Annotated in this window: 20 protein-coding genes and 1 tRNA gene; 10 read left to right on the top strand and 11 right to left on the bottom strand. The window is 68.8% G+C overall.

The genetic code is table 11. The features are described 5' to 3' along the window. Positions 1–123 precede the first annotated feature (123 nt). Positions 124–804: a fasciclin domain-containing protein gene (locus QE449_RS16110; protein ID WP_027504081.1), complete on the top strand. Its 681-nt coding sequence runs from the start codon at positions 124–126 to the stop codon at positions 802–804. Positions 805–998: 194 nt separating this feature from the next. Here the strand turns inward: QE449_RS16110 and QE449_RS16105 are convergent, their stop codons facing one another. Next, positions 999–1343, bottom strand: a complete 345-nt coding sequence (locus QE449_RS16105; RefSeq protein ID WP_231476131.1) for a hypothetical protein — start codon at positions 1341–1343, stop codon at positions 999–1001. A 291-nt stretch (positions 1344–1634) separates the two neighbouring features. Beyond that, positions 1635–3275, bottom strand: coding sequence for a peptide chain release factor 3 (locus QE449_RS16100; protein WP_056447083.1), 1641 nt, complete (start codon positions 3273–3275; stop codon positions 1635–1637). A gap of 164 nt (positions 3276–3439) precedes the next feature. On the opposite strand from QE449_RS16100, the gene QE449_RS16095 reads away from it, so the two are divergent. Next, positions 3440–5074, top strand: a complete 1635-nt coding sequence (locus tag QE449_RS16095; RefSeq protein ID WP_222627617.1) for a fatty acyl-AMP ligase — start codon at positions 3440–3442, stop codon at positions 5072–5074. Positions 5075–5084: 10 nt separating this feature from the next. Here QE449_RS16095 and pth read toward each other — a convergent pair whose 3' ends face one another. The 3 genes from pth to QE449_RS16080 all read right to left on the bottom strand — a co-directional run bounded on the left by pth (position 5085) and on the right by QE449_RS16080 (position 7864). After that, a complete protein-coding gene (gene pth, locus QE449_RS16090; RefSeq protein WP_307109150.1) occupies positions 5085–5663 on the bottom strand; it encodes an aminoacyl-tRNA hydrolase in 579 nt (192 codons plus the stop codon). A 107-nt stretch (positions 5664–5770) separates the two neighbouring features. Next, a complete protein-coding gene (locus tag QE449_RS16085; protein ID WP_027504076.1) occupies positions 5771–6430 on the bottom strand; it encodes a 50S ribosomal protein L25/general stress protein Ctc in 660 nt (219 codons plus the stop codon). Positions 6431–6658: 228 nt separating this feature from the next. Continuing rightward, positions 6659–7864, bottom strand: coding sequence for an aminotransferase class V-fold PLP-dependent enzyme (locus tag QE449_RS16080; protein ID WP_307109149.1), 1206 nt, complete (start codon positions 7862–7864; stop codon positions 6659–6661). Positions 7865–8016: 152 nt separating this feature from the next. Here QE449_RS16080 and egtA point away from each other — a divergent pair, with 152 nt between their 5' ends. From egtA to egtD, 4 genes are read left to right on the top strand one after another with little or no spacing between them, the layout of a single operon-like run. After that, entirely contained in the window at positions 8017–9270 is a 1254-nt protein-coding gene (gene egtA / locus QE449_RS16075) for an ergothioneine biosynthesis glutamate--cysteine ligase EgtA (protein ID WP_307109148.1), read from the top strand. Then, the gene (gene egtB, locus QE449_RS16070) at positions 9267–10595 is read left to right on the top strand and encodes an ergothioneine biosynthesis protein EgtB (protein WP_307109147.1); all 1329 of its coding nucleotides are present in this window, start codon (positions 9267–9269) and stop codon (positions 10593–10595) included. The genes egtA and egtB overlap by 4 nt, the downstream gene beginning before the upstream one ends. A gap of 3 nt (positions 10596–10598) precedes the next feature. Then, on the top strand, positions 10599–11330 hold the full coding sequence (gene egtC, locus QE449_RS16065; RefSeq protein ID WP_285188149.1) for an ergothioneine biosynthesis protein EgtC: 732 nt from the start codon (positions 10599–10601) through the stop codon (positions 11328–11330). A gap of 49 nt (positions 11331–11379) precedes the next feature. Then, positions 11380–12366, top strand: a complete 987-nt coding sequence (egtD, locus tag QE449_RS16060; protein ID WP_307109146.1) for an L-histidine N(alpha)-methyltransferase — start codon at positions 11380–11382, stop codon at positions 12364–12366. Positions 12367–12432: 66 nt separating this feature from the next. On the opposite strand, the gene QE449_RS16055 is transcribed toward egtD, so the two are convergent. From QE449_RS16055 to QE449_RS16045, 3 genes are all read right to left on the bottom strand, one after another. Then, on the bottom strand, positions 12433–13416 hold the full coding sequence (locus tag QE449_RS16055) for a ribose-phosphate diphosphokinase (RefSeq protein WP_027504070.1): 984 nt from the start codon (positions 13414–13416) through the stop codon (positions 12433–12435). 4 nt (positions 13417–13420) lie between these two features. Further along, positions 13421–14899, bottom strand: coding sequence for a bifunctional UDP-N-acetylglucosamine diphosphorylase/glucosamine-1-phosphate N-acetyltransferase GlmU (gene glmU, locus QE449_RS16050; protein WP_027504069.1), 1479 nt, complete (start codon positions 14897–14899; stop codon positions 13421–13423). 107 nt (positions 14900–15006) lie between these two features. Continuing rightward, positions 15007–15077, bottom strand: a tRNA-Gln gene (locus QE449_RS16045). A gap of 206 nt (positions 15078–15283) precedes the next feature. Between QE449_RS16045 and QE449_RS16040 the strand changes: the two genes are divergently transcribed. The 4 genes from QE449_RS16040 (at position 15284) to QE449_RS16025 (ending at position 21551) form a co-directional block, all read left to right on the top strand. Continuing rightward, a complete protein-coding gene (locus tag QE449_RS16040; RefSeq protein WP_027504068.1) occupies positions 15284–15874 on the top strand; it encodes a TetR/AcrR family transcriptional regulator in 591 nt (196 codons plus the stop codon). Between the two features lie 162 nt (positions 15875–16036). After that, positions 16037–16681 carry a ScbR family autoregulator-binding transcription factor gene (locus QE449_RS16035; protein WP_027504067.1) on the top strand — a complete coding sequence of 215 codons (645 nt, stop codon included), beginning with the start codon at positions 16037–16039 and terminating at the stop codon, positions 16679–16681. A 165-nt stretch (positions 16682–16846) separates the two neighbouring features. Continuing rightward, positions 16847–20536, top strand: a complete 3690-nt coding sequence (gene mfd, locus QE449_RS16030; protein WP_373428307.1) for a transcription-repair coupling factor — start codon at positions 16847–16849, stop codon at positions 20534–20536. 7 nt (positions 20537–20543) lie between these two features. Next, positions 20544–21551 carry a MazG family protein gene (locus QE449_RS16025; RefSeq protein WP_307109145.1) on the top strand — a complete coding sequence of 336 codons (1008 nt, stop codon included), beginning with the start codon at positions 20544–20546 and terminating at the stop codon, positions 21549–21551. Between the two features lie 4 nt (positions 21552–21555). Here QE449_RS16025 and efeB read toward each other — a convergent pair whose 3' ends face one another. The 3 genes from efeB to efeU all read right to left on the bottom strand — a co-directional run bounded on the left by efeB (position 21556) and on the right by efeU (position 24897). Then, positions 21556–22839, bottom strand: a complete 1284-nt coding sequence (efeB, locus tag QE449_RS16020) for an iron uptake transporter deferrochelatase/peroxidase subunit (RefSeq protein WP_307109144.1) — start codon at positions 22837–22839, stop codon at positions 21556–21558. Then, positions 22820–23959, bottom strand: coding sequence for an iron uptake system protein EfeO (efeO, locus tag QE449_RS16015; RefSeq protein ID WP_285188158.1), 1140 nt, complete (start codon positions 23957–23959; stop codon positions 22820–22822). The genes efeB and efeO overlap by 20 nt, the downstream gene beginning before the upstream one ends. 95 nt (positions 23960–24054) lie before the next feature. After that, the gene (gene efeU / locus QE449_RS16010; RefSeq protein ID WP_081821100.1) at positions 24055–24897 is read right to left on the bottom strand and encodes an iron uptake transporter permease EfeU; all 843 of its coding nucleotides are present in this window, start codon (positions 24895–24897) and stop codon (positions 24055–24057) included. Between the last annotated feature and the right edge of the window lie 49 nt (positions 24898–24946).

Genomic DNA, 24946 nt, shown 5'->3' with positions numbered 1-24946 from the left:
TCACAACCGTCACCAATCCCCCATGGGACCCGGATCCGAATGGTGGATGACACAACCGACAGCGGCCGGTGATCATCACCGGCGGTGAGCGGCTATCAGATCCGTACAAGAAGGGTTCTCGCCATGAGCGTCACCAAGAGCAAGAGTGCAGTAGCAGTCGGCTTCGCAGCAGTTGCACTCCTCGGACTGTCCGCATGTTCGTCCGACGACAGCAGCAGCACCACCGAGACCACCGCGAGCAGCAGCATGGAGTCGATGACCTCGTCGGCCATGTCCTCCTCCACCGCGATGAACTCGAGTGCCGATCCGGCCTCCAACCTCGTCGGCTCGGGCTGCGCCGCCTACGCCGAGCAGGTCCCGGACGGTGCGGGCTCCGTGAGCGGAATGGCTGCCGATCCGGTCGCCGTCGCCGCCTCCAACAACCCGATCCTCACCACCCTGACCGCAGCGGTCTCCGGTGGCCTGAACCCGGGCGTCAACCTGGTCGACACGCTGAACGGCTCCGAGTTCACCGTCATCGCCCCGACCGACGACGCGTTCGCGAAGATCGACCCGGCCACCATCGAGACGCTGAAGACCGATTCCGCGCTGCTCACCAAGATCCTCACGTACCACGTGATCCCCGGCCAGATCGCTCCCGACGCGATCGCCGGCGAGCAGACCTCGGTCGAGGGCCAGGCAGTCAACGTCACCGGTGAGGGCGACACGCTGAAGTTCAACGACTCGAACCTGGTCTGCGGTGGCGTCAAGACCGCCAACGCGACCGTCTACCTGGTCGACTCGGTCATGATGCCCCCCGCCTGATCCTTTTCCACAGGGATCATGAGGACGAACACTCTCTTCGCGGCGGTCGTCCCCCGACTGTGTCCGTCGTGAAGTAGTACGAGGCGACCCGAGATTCTTCTCGGGTCGCCTTCGTGCGTCACGGGGACGGATGACGACAGCACGAGAATGGCCCCCGGCGATGCCGGGGGCCATTCTCGTGTGTCAGGGGAGGATCAGCGGAAGCCCTTGGCGGGGTTCTGCAGATCGAGCACCACCGTCGTGCCGTTGGAACGCACGTGCAGCTCGGGGCTCGCGAGCCCACCGGAGGTGAGGTACTCACCGAGGAGCTGCAGCAGCTCGTCGGGTCCGGTGGAGGAATCCATCGGGCGCGTGTCGCGACTGGTGATCTCGTTCTGGGTCAGCCGTCCCGCGATGCGGATGGACGCGATGCCCATGGCCGTGCGGCGATCGGGGCTCGGGTGACGACCCGAGGCGAAGCTGCTGCCGTTCGACGATCCGTTGGTGGACGTGCTGCCGCCAGGCAACGCGTGTTCGGAAATCTGATCACTGGTTGTCATGTCGACCTCACTTTTGCTCGGAGTGACGCTCGAAGGTGTCCCGTTGGATCGGTGGGCTGGTGCCTTGCCGATCTTGATCCCCGTGAGGGGCCCACTTGATCCATCGCTCATTACTCGGACTGCTCCTCGATCGTCTCGGTACGTGACTCGAGTACTTCCGAAAGAACAAACCAGAAGTACGTTCGAACAGAGAAAAAGTACCACGGGAAGGAAACAGCGAACAGTTTTGACCCTATGGATTGGAGATGACACCAATCTTGGGGTGAGGTGGTGTGGAGATGTCCCAGAGAATCAGTCGGCTGCGGCGACCAGCGGCTCGAGCAGCAGGTCCGGCAGCTCCTTCTGGATGTACTGCAGCCGCCACTTGTCACTGACCAGCGCCAACATCACGCCGTCCGTGCGGGTGAACACCTCGACGCCGCGCTGGCGACCGAGCTCCCCGGCGGACGCCGCGTCGGTGCGTCGAGCGATCGAGTAGCCCAGGGGCTCCATGCGCGCCTCGACGCCGAACTCCGACTTCATGCGCGCGGACACCACCTCGAACTGCATCGGACCCACGGCGGCGAGGACGGGCGACGCGTCTCCGCGGATGTCGTTGCGGAGGATCTGGACGACACCCTCCTGATCCATCTGGTCCACGGCGCGACGGAACTGCTTGTACTTGCTCGCGCTCTCCGCGCGGAGGACGGCGAAGTGCTCGGGAGCGAAGGACGGGATCGGCGGGAACTCGACCTTGCGATCCGCGTACAACGTGTGGCCGGGAGCGAGCGCGGTGGCGTTGACCAGCCCGACGACGTCGCCGGGGTAGGCGTTCTCCACCGTGGTGCGCTCGCGGCCGAACACCGTCAGCGCGTACTTCGTCGTGAACGGTTTGCCCGTCTGGGCATGGGTGACCACCATGCCGCGCTCGAAGACTCCGGAGACCACGCGCATGAAGGCGAGGCGGTCGCGGTGTGCGGTGTCCATGCCGGCCTGCACCTTGAACACGACCGCGCTGAAGGGGTCGGTGACCTCGCGCTCACCACCGGCCACATCGGGACGGGGGCCCGGGGCCGGAGCGAACGAGACGAGGGTGTCGAGGATCTGGTGCACGCCGAAGTTCAGCATCGCCGACGCGAAGATCACCGGAGACGTCCGGCCCGCGAGGAACTCGTCCTCGTCGTGGCGCTGCCCGCTCTCGACGAGCAACTCGCTCTCCTCGACGGCGGTGGTCCAGTCGTCGCCCTCACGGGACTGCGCCGCCTCGGAGTCCATGAACTCCTCGGGTGCGATGGTCGCGCCACCGGCCGTGCGGGTGAAGTGGATGTACTGGTGCTCCGACACGTCGAGCAGTCCGCGGAAGTCACCCGCGATACCGACGGGCCAGTACAGCGGGGTCGGCGTCAGACCGATGCGCTCCTCGATCTCGTCGAGCAGCTCGAGGGGGGAGCGGCCCGGCCGGTCCCACTTGTTGACCACGGTGATGACCGGGATGCCGCGGTGCCGACACACCTGGAACAGCTTCAGCGTCTGCGGTTCCAGACCCTTCGCCGCGTCGATCAGCATCACGGCGGCGTCCACCGCGGTCAGCACGCGGTAGGTGTCCTCCGAGAAGTCGGCGTGACCCGGGGTGTCCACCAGGTTGATGGTGTGATCGGCGTAGTCGAACTGCAGCGCCGTCGAACTGACGGAGATACCGCGCGCCTTCTCCATCTCCATCCAGTCGGAGACGGTCGAGCGGCGACCCGACTTCCCGTGGATCGCACCGGCCTCGGAGATCTTCCGCGCGTGCAGAGCCAGGGCCTCGGTGAGCGTCGACTTGCCCGCGTCGGGATGCGAGATCACCGCGAAGGTGCGACGACGCTCCACCTCGCGCCGGAGGTTCTTCGGCGGGGTGGTGCCGGCGGCGGTGACCGCGGTGGTGGTGTCGGTGTCGACGGACGGGGTGCTCACGAAGGCCTTTCTTCGGTGACCGCAGCTGTGCGGATCACTGGTCGGAACGTACCCAGGGTACTCGGCCGACACGCCGAGCCCGTCCGTCCGTAACAGCGGTCACCGTCGTCCGGATGTAACAGTGGTGCGCGCACCCGGCACGCACCACCGACGAGGGAGTGACGTTGAGCAGGTTCACCGAGGAGATGTACGCGACCGCGGCCACGACCGAGCGGGGTCTCGTCACCGGTGAGCCCGACGCACCGTTGCGGCAGACGTGGGGCGACATCCATGCGGTCGCGCGCCGGATGGCCGGCGGGCTCGCCGCGGCAGGGGTCTCCCGCGGGGACGCGATCGGCATCCTGGCCGGTCAGCCGGTGGACATCGCGCCGTCGTGCCAGGCGGCGTGGATGCGCGGCGCGTCCGTGACCATGCTGCATCAGCCGACGCCGCGCACTGATCTCGCCGTGTGGGGTGCCGACACCGAGACCGTCATCCGGATGATCGACGCCGCCGCGGTGGTGCTCGGTGCGCCGTTCGACGCCGCGGCGCCCATCCTCGAGGAACGCGGGATCACCGTGCTGACGATCGACGACCTGCGCGGCGGTGAGGACACCGATCCCGTGCCCACCGACGAGTCCGACATCGCGCTGCAGCAGCTCACGTCCGGGTCCACCGGATCTCCCAAGGCCGTGCGCATCACCCACGAGAACTTCTACGTCAACGCCTACGCGATGATCGATCGGATCGAGTACTCGCTCGAGGACGACGTGATGGTCAGCTGGCTCCCGCTGTTCCACGACATGGGGATGGTCGGGTTCCTGTCGGTGCCTATGCAGGTCGGTGCCGAGGTCGTCAGCATCACGCCGATCGACTTCCTGCGTTCTCCGCTGCTGTGGGCCCAGCTGATCGACAAGTACCGCGGCACCGTCACCGCCGCTCCCAACTTCGCGTACTCGTTGCTCGCGCGCAGGCTGAAGCAGGCGTCCGCCGACACGGCCCTCGATCTGTCGTCGTTGCGCTACGCGTGGAACGGTGCCGAGCCGGTGGATCCCGACACGATGCTCGCCCTCGCAGAGGCGGGCGCCCGGTTCGGGCTCGCCCCGACCGCTCTCGCACCCGTCTACGGGATGGCGGAGACCACGCTCGCGGTGTCGATCCCGGTCCGTGATCAGGGCCAGGTGCTCGACGTGGTCGACGCGGACCTGCTCGAGGTGATGGGCCGCGCCGTTCCGTCGACCAAGGGCAACGTCCGTCGTCTCGCGACGCTCGGGCGGATGGTGCCGAATCTCGAGGGGCGCGTCGTCGACGCCGAGGGCCAGGTGCTCCCGAGTCGCGGCGTCGGTGTCATCCACGTGCGGGGGCCGGCGGTGACGCCCGGATACATCACGGTGGAGGGCTCGGTGTCCGCGCAGGACGACGACGGGTGGCTCGACACCGGAGACATCGGGTACTTCACGGAGGAAGGCCTGGTCGTCGTCTGCGGGCGCATCAAGGACGTCATCATCATGGGCGGCCGCAACATCTATCCGACCGACATCGAACGTGCCGTGGGCACCGTCGCGGGCGTCCGGCCGGGCAATGCCGTCGCGATCCGTCTCGACGCGGGGCAGAAGCGGGAGAGCTTCGCGGTCGCGGCGGAGACCAACGAGATCGCCGACCCGGATGCGGTCAAGCGCATCGAGCACGACATCGTGCACGCGGTGTTCTCGGAAGTGGGGGTTCGTCCTCGCACGGTCGCGGTGCTCGGTCCCGGCACCATTCCGAAGACGTCCTCGGGCAAGCTCCGCCGCGCGAACTCGGCGTCGCTCCTCGGCTGAGCTCAGCGCATCAGGGTCGGTGGATGCGGTTCTGCGCGTCCTCGAGGCTGCCCTTCAGGAGCAGCTCAACTGCGTCCGCGGCCTCCTCCAGCACGACCGCCACCTCGTCGCGCTCGGACGCGGCGAACGGCTTGAGCACGTACGACGCCGGATCCATCCGGCCGGGCGGCCGCCCCACCCCGACCCGGACACGGAGGTAGTCCTTGGTGGACAACGACTTCGAGATCGAGCGCAGCCCGTTGTGCCCGCCCTCCCCGCCGCCGACCTTGAGCCGCACCTGACCCAGATCGACGTCGAGTTCGTCGTGCACGACGATGATGTCCTCCGGCGCCACGGAGAAGAACCGGGCCAGGTTGGCGACCGGGCCCCCGGACTCGTTCATGTACGACCGCGGCTTCCCCAGCACGACCGGGCGAGTCCCGAGCCGTGCCTGGAGCACGTCGGAGTTGCTGCGCTTGTGCGACGAGAACGACCCTCGCATCCGCTCCGCCAGGGTGTCGACGACGACGGCGCCGACGTTGTGTCGGGTGCGCTCGTACTGCGGTCCGGGATTGCCCAGGCCGATGACGAGAGCAGGGCGATCGGTCATGTGCGGCAGTCGCTTTCAGCTCGTGGCGTGCGGGGTCGTACGGAGTGGGGGAACGAGAAACGGCGCGCCTCCGGTGAGGGAGGCGCGCCGCGGTGGTGCTCGGTGGATCAGTTCTCGTCTGCTGCTGCGGCCTCGTCGGCGGCGGAGCTGTCCTCGACAGCCTCCTCTTCCTCGGCGGCGACGTTGCTGGCGAGATCGCCCGCGCCCTCGGCCTCGAGTGCAGCCTCGCTGGGCGCCTCGACGACGTTGACGAGGAGGAGCTCGGGATCGGAGATCAGCGTCGCGCCGGACGGCAGCTCGATCGACGAGGCGAGGATCTGGGTGCCGATCTCGGCGTCCTCGACGGAGACCTCGAACTGCTCGGGGATCTGGGTCGCGTCGACCTCGATCTCGATGACGTTGGCATCGGTGGTGACGAGGGCGCCGGGCGCCGCGTCGCCGGTGACGACGACGTTGATCTCGACGGTGACCTTCTCGCCGCGACGGATGACGAGGAGGTCGGCGTGCTCGATGTAGTTACGGATCGGGTGGACCACGACCGACTTGGTGAGGGCGAGGTGCTTCTCGCCGTCGACCTGGAGCTCGATGACGGCGTTGGTGCCGTCGGCGCGGAGCACGGCGGCGAACTCGCGGGACGGGAGCGCGAGGTGCTTGGGCTCGGTGGCGTGTCCGTACAGGACGGCGGGGACGAGACCGTCGCGGCGGGTGCGGCGGGCTGCGCCCTTGCCGAACTCGGTGCGGACGGTGGCGTTGAGAACGTTGGCCATGGGACGGGGCTCCTCGGAAGATCTGGTGTGACTGCGGTCTGAAACGGCTGCGGTCCGGTGTGACTGCTGCGGGTACTACTCGCTCGGCGTGGACACGAACGAGGACGGCTGCGAGACCGCGCCTGCGTCGATCACGGTGACGTACGCACTGCGCACTGTCACCCTCGCCGAGACAACGGCGTGAACACTACCCGAACGCGCCGATCGGCCGCGAATCGCCCCTGCTCGTCACCGCTGCGACGTCAGAGCCCGGCACTCGTCCACGGCGTGATCGATCTGATCGAGGGTCAGGAAGTAGTGGGGAGATGCCCGGACGACGGAGTCCAGTCCGCGGGCCGTCATGTCGAGCAGAGTCGACGACGCCGGGCTGACGGAGACGGTGATGTCGCGCTCCGCCAGTGCGTCCTTCACCGCGGCGGGCGCCACGCCCTCGACGGTGAAGGTCACGATGCCGGTGTGGTGGTCGCCCAAGTCGTGCACCGCGATGCCGTGCACCTCGGCGAGGGTGTTCCGCAGCCGCTCGGCCCGCACACGCACCGCGGCCTCCACCGCGCTCGGTCCGAGTTCGAGCAGGAGATCGACGGCGGCGCCGAGACCGAGCCGGGCCGCGACGTCGTGTTCCCACGTCTCGAACCGCCGCGCGTCGTCGGCGACGGTGTAGGAGTCGGGGCCGGTCCAGGACGCACTGTGCAGATCCAGAGATCGCGGCTCCAGGGTGTCGAGCACCGACGGGGCGACGTGGAGGAAACCGGTACCGCGCGGTCCTCGCAGCCACTTGCGTCCCGTCGCGGAGAGAGCGTCCACACCGAGCTCCGCCACGTCGAGGGCGATCTGGCCCACCGACTGACAGGCGTCCAGCAGCACGAGGGCCCCGTGACGGTGGGCCAGGTCGACGATCTCCCGGACCGGGTTCAGCAGGCCGCCGTTGGTCGGCGCGTGCACGAGCGAGACCAGCGCGACGCGGTCGTCCATCATCCGCTCGAGGGCCTCGAGATCGATGCGTCCGGACGGGTCCACGGGAATGGTGTCGACCACCGCGCCGGTCGCCCGCGCCCGCTGCAGTGCGGCGATCGCGTTGGTGGCGTACTCGACGGTGGAGACCAGGATGCGGTCACCGGGGGAGAGCGGTACCGCGTAGAAGAAGTCGCACCAGGCCCGCGTGGCGCTGTCGGACAGTGCCACGGTGCCGGTCGGGGCTCCGATCAGCATCTCCACGGACGTGCGCACCGCGGCGAGATCCTCCGAGCGTTCACGCGCTGCGCGGTATCCGCCCACCTCGGCCTCACGGCGCAGGTGCTCGACGACCGTCTCGACGACGCGCTGTGGCGGCAGCGACGAGCCGGCGCTGTCGAGGAACACCCCGTGCTCGGCGGCAGGGGTGTCCGCGCGGGCGGCGAGCACGTCGACGGTGTCCGTCTCGGGGGTGGCGTTCACAGTGACGCCGACACTACCGGCGACCGCGCGCGGGAGCGATTAGTCTGTGAAGGGCGGGGGTAGACGTCATCCGGACACGCAGTGTCCGTTCCTCTTCCCGTACGCAGTGCCCGTTCCACTTCACGCTCCACCGTCACCCCGCGGAGGCATCCATGACGGCCGTTTCCGGCACTCTCAGTTCGCGGCCCGCCGCCGAGGCATACCTCGCCCGGGTCTGTTTCAAGGTGGGGCCGCCGACTCTGATCGGCGCAGAACTCGAATGGTTCACCCGGACCCCGTCCGGTGCACGTCCCACTCTCGACTCGCTCGCCGAGGCACTGGGTGCCCACACCCCGCAGTCTCTTCGGCCCGAGTCCCCCGCACTCGCCCTCCGCTCCGGAAGTGTCGTCTCCGTCGAGCCCGGTGGTCAGATCGAATTGTCGTCCTCGCCCGCCACGTCCCTCGCCTCCGTCGTCGAGGCGTTGCGCGACGACGAGCAGACGTTGACCCGCCTGCTCGACGCGCACGGGATCTCCCTCGCCGGAGGCGGCGCGGACACGCTGCGACCTCCCGACCGCCTGCTCACGCTGCCGCGCTACTGCGCGATGGAGCAGCGCTTCGAGCAGTACGGCCCGTACGGCAAGCTCATGATGTGCAACACGGCCGCGGTCCAGGTCAGTGTGGACGCCGGCGGCGACGACGAGCAGATCCGACGGCGCTGGGCCACAGTGCATGCCGTGGGTCCGGCGTTACTGGCGGCGTTCGCGACCACGCCCGCTCTGTACGGCGTTCCCGACGGTCGGTGGGCCTCGCAGCGCATGCGCACCTGGTTCGAACTGGACCGCACCCGCACGCGTGTTCCGCTCGGGGTCGATCCCGTCCGCGACTACGCACGCTGGGTCATGGACGTCCCGCTCCTGTGTGTGCGACGCGACGGGCGCCTCGCCGCGCCGCCGCGCGAGGCCACGTTCGCCCAGTGGCTCGAGGGTGACCTGGACGACGACATGGGTCGGCGCCCCACGACGGCCGACCTGGACTACCACCTGACGACGGTGTTTCCCCTCGTGCGTGCGAGCGGCCACCTCGAGATCCGGTACCTCGACGGCCAACCCGACTGGGCGTGGGAGGTGCCGATGTACGCGGTGGACGCCCTGCTGTCCTCCGACTCGGTGGCCGATCAGGCGCTGGACCTGGCGGAACCCACCCTGAACAGGTGGGAGGACGCGGCGCGGGACGGACTTGCCGACCAGGCGCTGCGGCGAGCTGCGGTGGAGCTGCTGACACTCGCGGCCGACTCCAGCCACGGCGAGGCGCGTGAAGCCCTGGGCCGCGCGGCGACGCGCTGCTCCGCCGCCCAGCCGCCGACGGCACCAGGGACAGCGGCGACACCACCACGAGGCGATGCTCGGAAGGAGTTCTCACGATGACGGCGAACACGACGGTCGACGCGGTGGCGCTGCGCGGCCGGCTCGAATCGATGCTGGTGCGTAGCCGCGCCCGGACCCTGGCGCTCACCCGGTGCCTCGACGAGGACGGGCTGCGCGAGCAGGTGTCGCCGTTGATGAGCCCACTGGTCTGGGATCTCGCCCACATCGGCAACCAGGAAGAGCTGTGGCTGGTCCGCGACGTGGGCGGCCGCGACGCGGTGCACCCGGAGATCGACGACCTCTACGACGCGTTCCGCCACGCACGGTCCACCCGGCCGGGGCTGGATCTGCTGTCGCCCGACGAGGCGCGTGCCTACGTCGACACCGTGCGCGCCCTGTCACTGGATGCGTTGCAGCGCTGCACCTTCGACGAGAGTCGGCTGGTGGAGAACGGCTTCGTCTTCGCGATGGTCGCGCAGCACGAACAGCAGCACGACGAGACGATGCTGGCGACACATCAGCTGCGCACCGGCGACGCCGTGCTGGACGCACCCGACGCTCCCCGCGCCCAGCTGCCGCCCGCCCACGACGTCGAGGTCATCGTCCCCGGTGGCGCCTTCGAGATGGGCACCGGCGACGATCCGTGGGCGCTCGACAACGAGCGGCCCGCGCACACCGTCGAGGTGCCCACCTTCGCGATCGACGCGGCTCCGGTGACCAACGGTGAGTACCTCCAGTTCATCGCCGACGGTGGCTACGACCGCGAGGAGCTGTGGACCGAACGCGGCTGGGTGCACCGCACCGAGGCCGGTCTCACCGCGCCGCAGTTCTGGTCGCAGGACGACGTCGGTGTGTGGTGGCGTCGAGTCTTCGGACGTGCGAAGCAGATTCGAGCAACGCAGCCCGTGGTTCACGTCAGCTGGTTCGAAGCCGACGCCTACGCCCGCTGGGCCGGCAAGCGCCTGCCGACCGAGGCGGAATGGGAGAAGGCGGCACGCTTCGACCCCGCGTCCGGGCTCTCCCGGCGCAACCCCTGGGGCGACGACGACGCCGATGAACGGCACGCGAACCTCGGTCAACGCCACCTCGAACCCGCCGACGTCGGCGCGTATCCCGAGGGAGCCTCGCCGCTCGGCGTCGAACAGCTGATGGGGGACGTCTGGGAGTGGACGTCGTCCGACTTCGAGCCGTACCCCGGGTTCGAGATGTTCCCCTACCCGGAGTACTCCGAGGTGTTCTTCGGCGGCGACTACAAGGTGTTGCGCGGCGGCTCGTTCGGCACCGACCAGACCGCGGTCCGCGCGACGTTCCGCAACTGGGACCACCCGATCCGGCGCCAGATCTTCGCCGGCTTCCGGTGCGCCCGCGACGTGGGACACCGGTAGCGGATGTGCCGACACGTCGGCTATCTCGGACCCGCACGCACCGTCGGAGACGTGCTCACCGCGGGCCCGACATCGCTGCTCACCCAGTCGTACGCACCCCGCGAGATGCGCGGCGGCGGCACGATCAACGCGGACGGCTTCGGTGCGGCCTGGTGGTCGAACGGCACCGCGTCGTCGTATCGGAGCGCGATGCCGATGTGGGGTGACCCGGCCGTCACCGACACGCTCACCCACATCCGCTCGGTGGCGGTGATGGGGGCCGTGCGGTCAGCCACCGTCGGCATGCCCGTCGAGCGGTCGGCGTGCGCGCCCTTCGTCGAGGGTCGATGGGCGTTCAGCCACAACGGTGTCGTGCGCGGATGGCCGCAGTCGGTCTCCGCGCTCGCCGAGAAGGTGCCCGTCGAGTCGCTGCTGCGGTTGGCGGCACCCACGGATTCCGCTGTGCTGTGGGCGATTCTGCAGCAGCGGCTACTGGACCGCGATCCGGCGGACGCACTCGCCGGTCTGCTGGCGGACGTCGACGCCGCCGCTCCGGACTCGCGCGTCAACCTGCTGCTCGGCGATGGCGAGTCGCTCTGGGCGACGACGCTCCACCACTCGCTCTCCGTCCGGTACGACGAGGACAGCGTCGTCCTCGCGTCCGAACCGCTCGACGATCTGCCCGGATGGCAGCAGGTGCCCGATCGGTGCCTCGTCTCCGCCCGACCGGGATCCGTGGACATCACCACCTTCTGACCGCTCCACCCCTGCACCTTCCATGCTCGTCAGCACCGAGGAGTTCGTCATGACAGCGCCGTCACTGGACATCCACATCACCGAGGGTGATCTACAGCAATCGCTGCGGGAAGATGCCCGCCGCGGGCTCACCGCGACGCCGAAATGGTTGCCGCCGAAGTACTTCTACGATGCCGTGGGCAGCGAACTATTCGAGCGCATCACCGAGTTGGACGAGTACTACCCGACGCGCACCGAGCGCGCCCTGCTGACCGAACGGGCCGCGGAGATCGCTCGCGTGACGGGAGTGGAGGTGCTGGTCGAGTTGGGCTCCGGATCGTCGGACAAGACCCGGGTGCTGCTGTCCGCGGGTCTGGAACACGGCACCCTGCGTCGCTACGTACCGCAGGACGTGTCGCCGTCGGCGTTGACCGGTGCGATGGAGGAGTTGTCGCGCCAGTACCCGGATCTCGAGATCCACGGTGTGGTGAGCGATTTCACGAGCACCGGCGGCCCGGACACTGGTCTGTTCTGGGTCCCCACCGGCGGGCGCAGGACGTTAGCGTTCCTGGGCGGCACGCTGGGGAACCTCGTGCCGCAGGAGCGCGCCGAGTTCCTCTCCGCCATCTCGAACACCCTCGACACGGGGGAGTTCCTGTTGCTCGGGGTCGGGCTGGTCATCGACCCCGCGGTTCTGGTGCCCGCGTACGACGACGCGCAGGGAGTGACGGCGCAGTTCGACCTGAACGTGCTCTCCGTGTTGAACGGGCAGCTGAACGCCGACTTCGACATGGACGACTTCGAGCACGTCGCCGTGTGGGACGAGCGCAACGAGTGGATCGAGATGCGGCTGCGCGCACGTCGCGACCACACGGTGCGCGTCGCGGACCTCGACCTGAACGTGCAGTTCGCGGCGGGCGAGGAGATGCGGACCGAGATCTCCGCCAAGTTCCGACGCGAGTCGATCACCGGCGAACTGGCCGCGGCGGGGCTGACGGTCGACGAGTTCTGGACCGATTCCGACGAGCGCTTCGCCCTGGTGCTGGCCCGGAAGTAGGGCGCCCGACGACGACACTCCCCGCGGACGAGGTCCGCGGGGAGTGTCGGTCGGTGACGTCGTCTCTCAGGCGTTGCCGTTGAACAGGCTGGTGACGGACCCGTTCTCGAAGACCTCACGGATGGTCTTGCCGAGCAGGGGTGCGATGGAGAGCACGGTCAGCGACGGGAACAGCTTGTCGTCACTGATGGGCAGCGTGTTGGTCACGACGACCTCCTTGGCGCCGCACGACGCGAGGCGCTCGGCGGCCGGGTGGCTCAGCACGCCGTGCGTGGCGGCGATGACGACGTCGCCCGCGCCGGCCTCCTCGAGCACCTTCACCGCGCCGGCGATGGTGCCACCGGTGTCGATCATGTCGTCGATCAGGATGCAGGTGCGTCCCTCGACGTCACCGACGACTCGATTCGACTTGACCTGGTTGGGCACCAACGGATCTCGTGTCTTGTGAATGAACGCCAGCGGCGCCCCGCCGAGCGAGTCGGCCCACTTCTCCGCGACGCGCACGCGGCCGGAGTCGGGGGAGACCACGGTGATGTGCTCGAGGTTGTAGCCCTCGCGGATGTGGTCGGCGAGCTGGCTGTGCGCGTGCATGTGGTCGACCGGGCCGTCGAAGAAGCCCTGGATCTGATCGGTGTGGAGATCGACCGTGATGATGCGGTCGGCACCGGCCGTCTTGAGCAGATCGGCGACCAGGCGCGCGGAGATCGGCTCGCGGCCGCGGTGCTTCTTGTCCTGGCGGGCGTAGGGGTAGAACGGCAGGATCGCGGTGATGCGCTTCGCGGATCCGCGCTTGAGCGCGTCGATCATGATGAGCTGTTCCATGAGCCACGTGTTCAACGGGAACGGGTGGCTCTGGAGCACGAAGGCGTCGGAGCCGCGGACGGACTCCTCGAAGCGGACGAAGATCTCGCCGTTCGCGAAGTCGCGGGCGGTCTGCGGGGTGACCTCGATCCCGAGTTCCTTCGCCACCTGCTCGGCGAGCTCGGGATGAGCGCGACCGGAGAAGAGCATCAAGTTCTTCTGGTTGTCGATCCAGTTGGCTGTGGTCACTGCTCTACTCGCCGTCCTTCGGTTCGTGCACGTGTGATTCCTCGGTCGAACGGGCGCGTTCGGCGGCCTCTGCCGCCGGCGTTCCCGGACGTTTCTTCTGCACCCAGCCCTCGATGATCCGTTGCGGACCACCGGAGACGGCGAGCGCTCCCGCCGGTACATCATGGCGTAGGACGGTTCCGGCGCCCGTGTAGGCCCCGTCGCCCACGCGCACCGGCGCGATGAACATGGTGTCGGAACCGGTGCGCACGTGCGAACCGATTTCGGTCCGGCTCTTGCCGACGCCGTCGTAGTTGACGAAGACGCTGGAGGCACCGATGTTGGAGTGCTCGCCGATGCTGGCGTCGCCGACGTAGGTCAGGTGCGGCACCTTGGAGTGCGCTCCGATGGTCGCGTTCTTGGTCTCCACGAAGGCGCCGAGCTTGCCGTGGTCGCCGAGGTCGCTGTTCGGCCGCAGGTAGGTGAAGGGCCCGACCGTCGCTCCGGCACCGATCACCGAGTCGGATCCGTGCGAGCGGACCACCGTCGCGCCCTCGCCGACCGACACGTCGGTGAGTGTCGTGTCGGGCCCGATGATCGCGTCCTCGCCGATGACGGTGCGTCCGTGCAACTGCGTGCCGGGGTGCAGCACGGCGTCGCGTCCGACGGCGACCTCGATGTCCACCCACGTCGACGACGGGTCGATCACGGTCACGCCGGCGCGCATGTGGCGGGCGAGGATGTGCTCGTTGAGGATGCGGGTGACCTCGGACAGCTGCACTCGGTCGTTCACACCGCGCACCAGCGACGGGTCGGTGAGCTGGGTGCTGAACACCGGCAGGCCGCGTCGGCGCGAGATCTTCAGGACGTCGGTCAGGTACAGCTCGTGCTGCGCGTTGTCGGTGCCGAGCGAGTCGAGAGCCACCCGCAGCGACTGCGCGTCGAAGGCGTAGACACCCGAGTTCACCTCGGTGATGGTCAGCTGATCGGGAGTCGCGTCGGCGTGCTCGACGATCTCCTGGACCTGGCCGGACCCGTCGCGGACGATGCGGCCGTAGCCGTTCGCGTCGTCGGGGACGAAGGTGAGCACCGACACCGCGACGGGCTCCGCGGAGGAGTGGTGATCGTGCAGCAGTGCCTGCAGAGTGTGGGCGTCGAGCAGTGGCACGTCCCCCGCGGTGACCACCACGGTGCCGTCGAAGTCGGCGGGCAGCGACGCGAGGCCGCACTGCACCGCGTGACCGGTGCCGTGCTGTTCGGCCTGCACCGCGATGTCGATGGTGCGACCCAACGTCTCGGCCAGATCGGCGACGGCGGCCGAGACCTTCTCGCGGTCGTGCCCGACGACGGTGACGAGGTGATCGGGGTCCACTCCGTCGGCCGCGTGCAGAGCGTGCGCGAGCATGGACCGACCGGCCAGTTCGTGCAGAACCTTCGGAGTCTTCGATCGCATTCGGGTTCCCGCCCCCGCGGCGAGCACGACTACAGCGACCTTCGACGTCATGAATCTCCTCGACCGACTTCGGATGTGCCCCGGGCGGGGGACCCGCCACACTCGTCGCCACGGCTCCGCCGCCCTACGACAGCAGCTCCGCCGCTGTGGCGTCACGGCTCCGCCGCCAGGATTCGAACCTGAACTATCTGAACCAAAATCAGAGGTGCTGCCATTACACCACGGCGGATCACAGCCTCGGCTGGCGTGCGCCGAGCGCGTCGATCCTCGCACGAGTGCACCCGCTCCGTAAAACGCTCCGCAGGCCTCACTCGCCGCGCAGTGCTCGCGTGTCACAGTGATTCCATGACCTCGACGCCCGACGCGCCCCGCGAGCCCGATCAGCCGCGTGCACCCGGTGACGCCGCCCTACCGGAACGTGCGCCCCGCGTCCGGATGACGGGGACCGCGCGCCGGGCCCAGTTGATCGAGATCGGCCGCACGCTGTTCGCCGAGCGTGGCTACGAGGCCACGTCCATCGAGGAGATCGCGCAACGCGCGCAGGTGAGCAAGCCGGTCGTGTACGAGCACTTCGGCGGCAAGGAGGGTCTCTACGCCGTGGTGGTGGACCGCGAGATGTCCACGCTGCTGTCCATGATCACGTCGTCGCTGACCGAGAACCGATCCCGGATCCGGGTCGAACGGGTGGCGCTGGCCCTGCTGACGTACGTCGAGGAGCGCAGCGACGGGTTCCGCATCCTCGTGCGCGACTCCCCGGTCGCCGCGGCCGAGGGAACGTACTCGAGCCTGCTGAACGACGCCGTCGGCCAGGTGGGGCACATCCTGGCGGGCGACTTCTCCCGCCGCGACATCGACCCGGCCAATGCCCAGCTGTACGCCCAGGCATTGGTCGGAATGGTGTCGATGACGGCGCAATGGTGGCTGGACGAACGGTCGCCCTCGAAAGAGGTGGTGGCCGCGCACATCGTGAACCTGTGCTGGAACGGGCTCACGAATCTGGAGCCCGATCCCCGGTTGGGGAGCTGAAAGCGCGAGTGTCACCGGAGGTGGTCACGGTGGACCACCTCGTCGGTCGTGACGACACGACGCTCGGACTCCGGGACGAGTGCTCGTGCTGTGTAGTGGTCCAGTGGTACCGTTCTCGCGTTGTTCACGGATTGAATGCCCCAAACTTTCGAGGCGGATCGCATGGTCAGACAGGCACGCGCCGAGATCACCAGAGACACGGTGCTCGCGGGGGCCGCCCATGTCTTTCTACGGCTCGGGTACGCCAATGCCAGCCTCAGCGAGATCATTTCGCAGTCGCAGGTCACCAAGGGAGCTCTCTACTTCCACTTCGGGTCGAAGGAGGAGCTGGCTCGCGCCGTCATCGACGAGGGCGTGCGGCGGCTCACCACGGCGTGCCGCGCCCTGGACGACGGCCGGATCCCCGCTCTCGAGGCCGAGATCGGTGTCTCGTACATCACGGTCGATCTGGCGATCACGGATCCGATGGTCGCCGCGATGTTCCGGCTCAAGCATCAGATCGGCGACTACCGCGGTACCGGTGAGAACGTCATGGAGGGCTGGGCCGAGTACCACACCGGCCTGGCGCGTCGGGCGATCGACGAGGGCGACCTCGAGGCCGACCTCGACCCCGTGACCACCGGAATGCTGTTCCTGGAGGTCATCGTCGGCGCCCACATGGTCGCGGTGGCCACCGACAGCACCAAGGAGTTGTCGGCGCGCATGGAGCGGCTGTGGCACTACCTGCTCCCGTCGCTGGTCCCCGGTCGCAAGCTCGACTACTTCCGTGAGTTCGCCGCCCGCCGGGTCCTGCGCTACGGCGCCTGACGACGAGCGGCCGCGTCGCGGTCGCCTCGGTCGGCCCACGGTCGTTTCTGTCGGCGACTGCTCCTAGAATCGATACCGAGTCGTTGCCGACCGATCGATCTCCGTGAGGGGTGTCGAGCGTTGCGGGTGCACGACCGTGTCGTCTTTCCGTCAGGAGTTCTGCTGGTGTCCTCGCCGTCCGTCCATGTTTCTCCCGCGCAGACCCCGGACGACGGTGCGGGCCGGATGTCGGGCCTGCTGGAATTCGCACTGCGTGACGCGTCGCTGGCGCAGATCGTCGATCTGGCCGGCCGCCGCGAGGCCACCCTGGTCGCACCCACTCCGGCACGGGCGTTCATCGCTGCGGCCATGTCCCGCACCACACCGGTCCTGCTCGTCACCGCGACGGGCCGCGAGGCCGACGATCTGACGGCCGAGCTCACGGAGATGGTGGGCGGCGCCGTGGCGCAGTTCCCGTCCTGGGAGACGCTGCCGCACGAGCGTCTGTCTCCCGGAGCGGACACCGTCGGTCGTCGTATCGAGGTGCTGCGGCGCCTCGCCCGGCCGGAGGACGCCGACTACGGCGTCCCGCTGAAGATCATCGTCACCACGGTGCGCTCGGTGCTCCAGCCGATGGCGCGTGGACTGGGCGAGATCGAGCCCGTCGGCCTGCGCGTGGGGGCGGAGTTCGACTTCGAGGAGTTGCAGAAGCGACTGGTCGAACTGGCCTACACGCGTGTCGACATGGTGGGCAAACGCGGTGAGTTCGCGGTGCGCGGCGGCATCCTCGACCTGTTCTCGCCGACGGCGGATCACCCCGTCCGTGTCGAGTTCTGGGGTGACGAGGTCACGGACCTGCGCGCCTTCTCGGTCGCGGACCAGCGCTCCATCCCCGACGTGGAGGTCGACACGGTCATCGCGCCGCCGTGCCGGGAGATGATTCTCGACGAGGCCGTACGGGAGCGCGCGGCGCGTCTCGCCGCCGACAACACCGGCGACCCGATCCTGGTGGAGATGCTCGAGAAGATCTCCGCCGGCGTTCCGGTCGAGGGCATGGAGGCGTTGCTGCCGGTGCTCAAGGCCGGCGGCCTCGAACTGCTGACCGACGCGCTGCCCGACGGCGCGCACGTGCTGGTCTGCGATCCGGAGAAGGTGCGTACGCGCGCGACGGATCTGGTGCGGACCGGCAAGGAGTTCCTCGAGGCGTCGTGGACGGCCGCGAGCATCGGTGCGGCCGCACCGCTCGACACCGCAGCGCTGGACACCAGCAGCGTGACGGACGAGAGCGCCGTCCTCGACCTCGATCTCAGCGCGTCCGCGTACCGGTCGCTGCGGCAGGTCCGAGAGTCTGCGGAGGCGGCCGGTCGGCCGTGGTGGACCGTGGGCCCGCTCGCCTCGGGCAGTGACGAGGAGATCGTGCTCGACGTCGACGCGGCGCCGGACGTGCGCGGCTCCGAGGAGGCACTCGCGACGCTCTTCCAGATGTTCACGGCGCACCTCGCGTCCGGCGGCCGCGTGGCCGTCGTCGTCGCAGGCGCGGGAACGGCGCAGCGCACGGTCGAACGCCTGCGGGAGGCCGGTGTGCCGGCGCTCCCTCTCGATGCCGGTGCCGAGCCCGGCCCCGACGTCGTCGGCGTGATGTGCGGGTCGTTGCACTCGGGTCTCGTCCTGCGTGACGCCGGCCTGGTGGTGGTGACGGAGGCCGATCTCACCGGCAACCGGGTCGCCGCGGCCGGCGACGGCAAACGCTTGCCCGCCAAGCGTCGCAATCAGGTCGATCCGCTCGCGTTGACGGCCGGCGACATGGTGGTCCACGACCAGCACGGCATCGGCCGCTTCGTCGAGATGGTCGAGCGGACCATCGGCGGGGCACGCCGTGAGTACCTCGTCGTCGAGTACGCGCCCAGCAAGCGCGGCCACCCGGGCGACCGCCTCTTCGTTCCCATGGAGTCGCTCGACCAGTTGTCCCGCTACGTCGGCGGGGAGATGCCGAGCCTGAGCAAGCTGGGCGGATCCGACTGGACCAACACCAAGCGCAAGGCCCGCAAGGCCGTCCGCGAGATCGCAGGGGAGCTCGTCCAGCTCTACGCGGCGCGGCAGGCGGCGCCCGGTCACGCGTACGGGCCGGACACCCCGTGGCAGAAGGAGATGGAGGACGCCTTCGCGTTCACCGAGACCGTCGACCAGATGACCGTCATCGACGAGGTCAAGGCGGACATGGAGAAGCCCGTCCCGATGGACCGAGTGGTCATCGGCGACGTCGGTTACGGCAAGACCGAGGTCGGCGTCCGGGCGGCGTTCAAGGCCGTCCAGGACGGCAAGCAGGTGGCGGTGCTCGTTCCCACCACCCTGCTGGCCCAGCAGCATCTGCAGACCTTCACCGAGCGGATGGCCAACTTCCCGGTGACGGTCAAGGGGCTGTCCCGGTTCTCCGACGCCGCCGAGTCGCGGGAGACGTTCGCCGGCCTCGCGGACGGCACGGTGGACATCGTCGTGGGCACGCACCGATTGCTGCAGACCGGTGTGCAGTGGAAGGACCTCGGGCTGGTCATCGTCGACGAGGAGCAGCGCTTCGGCGTCGAGCACAAGGAGCACATCAAGGCGCTGCGCACGCACGTCGACGTCCTGACGATGTCGGCGACACCGATTCCGCGCACGCTCGAGATGAGCATGGCGGGCATCCGCGAGATGTCGACCATCCTGACGCCGCCCGAGGAGCGTCACCCCGTCCTGACCTACGTCGGTGCCTATCAGGAGAAGCAGGTGGCGGCGGCGATCCGCCGTGAGCTGCTCCGTGACGGCCAGGTCTTCTACGTTCACAACCGCGTGAGCAGCATCGACAAGGCCGCCGCGAACATCCGACGGCTGGTGCCGGAAGCGCGCGTCGTGGTCGCACACGGCCAGATGAACGAGGACGCGCTCGAGAAGACGGTGCAGGGGTTCTGGGAGCGTGAGTTCGACATCCTGGTCTGCACCACCATCATCGAGACGGGCCTCGACATCTCCAATGCGAACACGCTGATCGTCGAGCGAGCCGATTCGTTGGGTCTGTCCCAGCTCCACCAGTTGCGTGGGCGTGTGGGTCGCAGCCGGGACCGTGGCTATGCCTACTTCCTCTACCCGCCGGAGAAGCCGCTCACCGAGACGGCGTACGACCGGTTGGCCACCATCTCGCAGAACTCCGACCTGGGCGCCGGTATGGCGGTGGCGATGAAGGACCTCGAGATCCGCGGCGCGGGCAACGTGCTGGGCGCGGAGCAGTCCGGCCACGTCGCCGGTGTGGGATTCGACCTGTACGTCCGACTGGTCGGCGAGGCGGTGGAGGCGTACCGCGCCGTGGCCGACGGCCGCCCCGTCACCACCGACGAGGCGCCCAAGGAGGTGCGCATCGACCTCCCCGTCGATGCGCACATCCCGCCGGACTACGTCACCAGCGACAGGCTCCGACTCGAGGCGTACCGCAAGCTGGCCGCGGCGCAGAACGACGCCGAGATCGGTGCGGTCATCGACGAGCTGACCGACCGCTACGGGCCGGTGCCGGCCGAGGTCGCCCGGCTCGTGGCCGTGGCCGTCCTGCGCATCCTGTGCCGTTCCTACGGCATCGTGGACGTGCAGATGGCGGGGACCATGGTGAAGTTGGCGCCGATGGACCTACCCGACTCCAAGCAGATACGGTTGAAGCGGCTCTACCCCAGCGCACAGTATCGGGCGACCACCGGCACGGTGCAGATCCCGATTCCGCGTGTGGCAGGTGGTGGAGTCGGTTCGGCCCGTGTCCGCGACGAGGAACTTCTGCAGTTCGTCGCCGACGTGCTGCTCGCGATGGACGGGCAGCCCGCGGGCTCCGTACGAGTCGAGCAACCGATCGGGGTGTGAGCGCGCGATGACGATTCTGCTGCTGGATCCCCTGCGGCCCACCATGGTGCCGGTGCAGGCCGTGACGTTGCTGGACAAGCCCGTGGGATTCACCGAAGAGGTGCCGGTCTCCATCCGCTGGCGCCTCACGGGGTTCACCTCCGCGGGCGACGACGAGCCCGAGGTGCTCATCAGCACCAGCCGCGACAACCCCGACGTTCAGGAACGCATCACGCGCGGCGAGGACGTCATCGAGGTGCCGGTACCCCGCGGCGGCAACCTTGCCGAGGCCGTCTTCGTCATCGACAAACTGCGCTCACTCGGCGGATGGGAGGCGCAGCAGACGCACGAGTCGCTGCGCGGGTACCTCCTCGAGGAGACCTACGAACTGCTCGATGCCATCGAGACCGGCGATGCGGACTCCATCCGGGAGGAGCTCGGCGATCTGCTGCTGCAGGTCATCTTCCACGCGCGCATCGCCAAGGACGCGGGCGCCGACGCGTTCGACATCGACGACGTGGCGTCCACCCTGGTGGCCAAGTTGACCCACCGCAGTCCGCACCTGGCCGACACGTCCGGCGCCCCGATCGACATCGGTGCGCAGGAGAAGGCCTGGGAGGAGCGCAAGGCCGCGGAGAAGGTACGCGCGTCGTGCCTCGACGGCATCGCCATGGCGCAGCCGTCGCTCGCGCTCGCCCAGCAGGTCATCACCCGAGCGGTCAAGGCCGGGCTCCCTCAGGACTTCGTCCCGGAGTCCGTGCTCTCGGTGCGCATCGACATCTCGGGTGATCACGGCGCCACCAGCGCCGAGGACTCGCTGCGCCGCACCGTCAACGAGTTCGTGGCCGACGTACGGGCCGCGGAGCGCGGCGCCGCCATGGACGGAGTCCGATCGGCCGAGATGGACGCACGAGCGTGGTCCAAGTACTGGCCGGGAACCGACATGTTCGGCCGACCGCTCGCGGCGACGGGGACGGACGACGCACGCGTCGCCGCGTCCCACCATCGGCCGCAGGCGGACGAGAAGAACCGCTGACCGTCTAGCCGAAGAGCGTCGAGCCCCAGTAGTCCTCGGTGCCTTCCGGAACTCCCGGTGGGCAGGCGAAGACCGCCGAGCCGACGTGGGAGATGTACTCGTTCAGGGCATCTCGTCGCGCGAGAGCTTGCTGCATCGGCACGAACTGGGTCTGCGGATCGCTGCAGAAAGCGACGAAGAAGAGCCCCGCGTCGAGGTGGCCGAAGCCGTCGGAGCCGTCGGTGAAGTTGTACCCGCGGCGAAGAATCTTGATGCCGCCCAACGACTCCGACGACGCCAGTCGTACGTGCGCGTCCTTCGCGATGGTCGAGGAGCCGAGATCGGCGGTGTCGAACTCGGCCGTACCGCCCAGTGGCGCGCCGGTGGCCTTGGACCGACCGATGACGCGTTCCTGTTCGCCGAGCACCGCGCGGTCCCACGGTTCGATCTTCATCCGGATGCGCCGCGCCACGAGGTAGGTGCCGCCCGTCATCCAGTCGGACTCGCCGCCGTTCACCCACACGTGCTCGTCGACGGTCGCCGCTTCCTCGGCCTTGATGTTGTTCGTGCCGTCCTTGAAGCCGAAGAGGTTGCGCGGTGTCGCCTGGGCGGTCGACGTCGACGCGGTGCGACCGAAACCGAGCTGCGACCACCGCACCGACGCGGTGCCGAACGCGATGCGCGCGAGATTGCGGATGGCGTGCACCGCCACCTGCGGATCGTCGGCGCAGGCCTGCACCGCGATGTCGCCACCGCTCCGCGCCGGGTCGAGGTCGTCACCGGGGAATCGCGGAAGATCCTGCAGTGCAGCCGGTCTGCGGTCACCCAAGTCGAGCTTGTCGAAGAATGACGGGCCGAAGCCGATGGTCAGCGTGAGGTTGGACGGCATCAGACCGTAGGCCTCGCCGGTGTCACCGGGCGGCTCGTACTGTCCGCCGCCGACCACGCCACCGGGCACCGACTCGGCGCCGACGGTGAGACGTTCGGCCATTGCCGTCCACTTCGTGAGCATCGCGACGATCTCGTCGCGCGAGGTGGTCGTCACGTCGAAGGTGACGAAGTGCATGCGGTCCTGTGCGGGCGTGACGATGCCCGCCTGGTGGACGCCGCGGAACGGCACCACGGCCTCGGCCGCGTCGGCGACCACGGGTTCGGGTGCGGTCGACCGGCCCAGCGCGGCACCGGCGCCGACCGCGAGTGCGCCGGCTCCCACGCCACCGAAGAGCGCGCGGCGCGAGAGGCGTCGACTCGGCGGGGTGGTGGCGGCGGCGTCCGTGTCGGACGTCCGCTCAGGCGCCTGCGACGACACCCTGGACCTGGCTCACCGACGCGGACAGGGCGTCGATCTTCTTCGACAGGTCCTGGCGCTGCGGCTCGGTGACCGTGTCGTAGGAGACGAAGCCGTCACCCTGGCGGTACTTCGCGAGCTCGGTGTCGAGTTCGGCGAAGCGCTGCTCGATGGTGGACGCGAGTTCCGGGTTCCGCTCGGACAGCACCGGAGCGAGAGCCGCCACCGCTGCCTGCGATCCGTCGACGTTCGCCTGGAAGTCGTACAGGTCGGTGTGGGAGAAGAAGTCCTCCTCACCGGTGATCTTCGTCTGGGCGACCTCGTCGAGGAGGCCCTGTGCGCCGCCCGCCACCGTGATCGGGTCGATCACGAAGTCGGGGGACTGCACGCCCGCGACCAGTTCGTCGACGTCCGCCTTCAACTGCGCGGCGATCGCGTTCGTGTCCGGCTGGAGCCCCTGTGCCCACAGGTCCTTCTCCAAGCGGTGGAACCCGGTCCACTCGGCACCCGGCTCGACGTCCGGCTCGCGCAGGTCGATGCGGGGGTCGAGATCGTCGGGGAAGCTCTCCGCGACGGGTTCGATGCGCTCGTAGTAGGTGCGGACGAGCGGGAACTGGGCCTTGGCGCCCTCGACGTCGCCGGACGTGACCGCGGTGACGAACGATCCCGTCGTCTCCTGCAACGCCGTGACCTGGCTGACGACGTAGCGCTTGTAGCCGTCGGCCGCCTCGGCGAGCGTCCCGTCGGCGTCGGACTCCTTGGCGTCACCCGTGACGACGAAGTCGCCGCGGAGGCCGTCGCCGACCATGCCCGGCTTGCACGCGGTCTGGTACGTGGCGGGCTCGGGTAGCGCGACGATGAGCTGGCGGGAGACGCCGGGCCCGATGTTCTCGATCTCACCCATGACGCGGTCGCCCTCGCCGTAGACGTAGAACTCGGTGACCTTGGAGCCGTTGTTGGTCACCTGGAAGGTGGAGCTGCCCGTCTGTGCACTCGTCGTACCGACGTCGCACGAGCTGTCGGTCGCGTCGACCACGATGTCGCCGCCCTCGGCCGAGGTCGCGGCCTCCTTCTCGGTGCAGGCCGTGAGTGCCAGCGGCAGCGCGGCGGCGCAGAAGAGGAGGCGGGTGGTGGTGCGCATTTCAGTGGTGCCCTTTCGGGAGCGGGAAGGCCGGAGGCCGGTCGGTAGTGGAGCGGGAAGGCCGGAGGTTCTTGGAGCAGGGAGTTGTGTGTAGGTCAGGACGCGGCGGGTTGTGGCTGCGGTGCGGTGACTCGTGGCACGGCCTTCGGCCGCCGGAGGAACAGGGGCAGGACGACGACGAGGTAGAGCACCCAGGCCGCGACCTGCAGAACGGTGGGCTCGGGGCGGAAGTTGAAGATGCCGGCGACGACGGTGCCGTACCAACTGCCCGCGTCCCAGGTGTCGCTGATGTCGAACGCGGTCGCGCTGCCGCCTGGGAGGATTCCGCCGATCTGCAGAGCCCGCAGTCCGTACGCCAGGATTCCGGCGGCGACGAACACGAGGAAGACGCCCGTCCAGCGGAAGAACCGGGCGAAGTCGATGCGTACTGCTCCGAAGTACAGGAGGACGGTGAGGAATGCAGCGACGGCGATTCCGGCCAGCAGACCCAGCAGCGGCCAGGAACTGCCGTTGGTGTTCTCCGCGTAGCCGACCATGAGGAGCGCCGTCTCGATTCCTTCGCGCCCGACCGCCAGGAAGGCGAGCGATGTGACGGCCACCGGCCCGACGTCCAGCGCGCGGGCCATGCCGGCCTTCAACGTGCCGGAGATGGAGGCGGCGGCCGACCGCATCCACAACACCATGCCGGTGACGATCGCGACGGCGATAAGCGAGGCGATGCCGGCGATGATCTCGGCGGTGAGGCCCGTGACCGTCGAGGTGCCGAGGTGGATGACGGCGAACACGACGGCGACCATGCCCACGGCGGCCGAGACACCCGTCCACACCCACTTCAGCGCGTCGCGGCGGTCGGACTTCACGAGGAACGCGACCAGGATCATCACGACGATGCCGGTCTCGAGTCCTTCCCGCACCCCGATCAGTCCGCTGCCGACCATCTGCGTCACGACGGACGGCGCGGACGCGACGACGGCGACTGTGGACACG

It is taken from the genome of Rhodococcus sp. SORGH_AS_0303 (assembly GCF_030819335.1).
Classification (GTDB): Bacteria; Actinomycetota; Actinomycetes; order Mycobacteriales; family Mycobacteriaceae; genus Rhodococcoides.
The sequence above is the reverse complement of the archived record's forward strand: the minus strand, read 5'-3'. Positions and strand labels throughout refer to the sequence as shown.

What these genes read in the sequence shown, in the direction of transcription:
- egtB (WP_307109147.1), top strand. Translation starts at nt 9,267, where the DNA reads ATGACGGCGAACACGACGGTCGACGCGGTGGCGCTGCGCGGCCGGCTC.
- QE449_RS16040 (WP_027504068.1), top strand. Translation starts at nt 15,284, where the DNA reads ATGACGGGGACCGCGCGCCGGGCCCAGTTGATCGAGATCGGCCGCACG.
- egtA (WP_307109148.1), top strand. Translation starts at nt 8,017, where the DNA reads ATGACGGCCGTTTCCGGCACTCTCAGTTCGCGGCCCGCCGCCGAGGCA.
- QE449_RS16105 (WP_231476131.1), bottom strand. Translation starts at nt 1,343, where the DNA reads ATGACAACCAGTGATCAGATTTCCGAACACGCGTTGCCTGGCGGCAGC.
- QE449_RS16085 (WP_027504076.1), bottom strand. Translation starts at nt 6,430, where the DNA reads ATGGCCAACGTTCTCAACGCCACCGTCCGCACCGAGTTCGGCAAGGGC.
- efeO (WP_285188158.1), bottom strand. Translation starts at nt 23,959, where the DNA reads ATGCGCACCACCACCCGCCTCCTCTTCTGCGCCGCCGCGCTGCCGCTG.
- egtC (WP_285188149.1), top strand. Translation starts at nt 10,599, where the DNA reads ATGTGCCGACACGTCGGCTATCTCGGACCCGCACGCACCGTCGGAGAC.
- QE449_RS16025 (WP_307109145.1), top strand. Translation starts at nt 20,544, where the DNA reads ATGACGATTCTGCTGCTGGATCCCCTGCGGCCCACCATGGTGCCGGTG.
- efeU (WP_081821100.1), bottom strand. Translation starts at nt 24,897, where the DNA reads ATGGTCGGCAGCGGACTGATCGGGGTGCGGGAAGGACTCGAGACCGGC.
- QE449_RS16110 (WP_027504081.1), top strand. Translation starts at nt 124, where the DNA reads ATGAGCGTCACCAAGAGCAAGAGTGCAGTAGCAGTCGGCTTCGCAGCA.
- egtD (WP_307109146.1), top strand. Translation starts at nt 11,380, where the DNA reads ATGACAGCGCCGTCACTGGACATCCACATCACCGAGGGTGATCTACAG.
- QE449_RS16035 (WP_027504067.1), top strand. Translation starts at nt 16,037, where the DNA reads ATGGTCAGACAGGCACGCGCCGAGATCACCAGAGACACGGTGCTCGCG.
- pth (WP_307109150.1), bottom strand. Translation starts at nt 5,663, where the DNA reads ATGACCGATCGCCCTGCTCTCGTCATCGGCCTGGGCAATCCCGGACCG.
- glmU (WP_027504069.1), bottom strand. Translation starts at nt 14,899, where the DNA reads ATGACGTCGAAGGTCGCTGTAGTCGTGCTCGCCGCGGGGGCGGGAACC.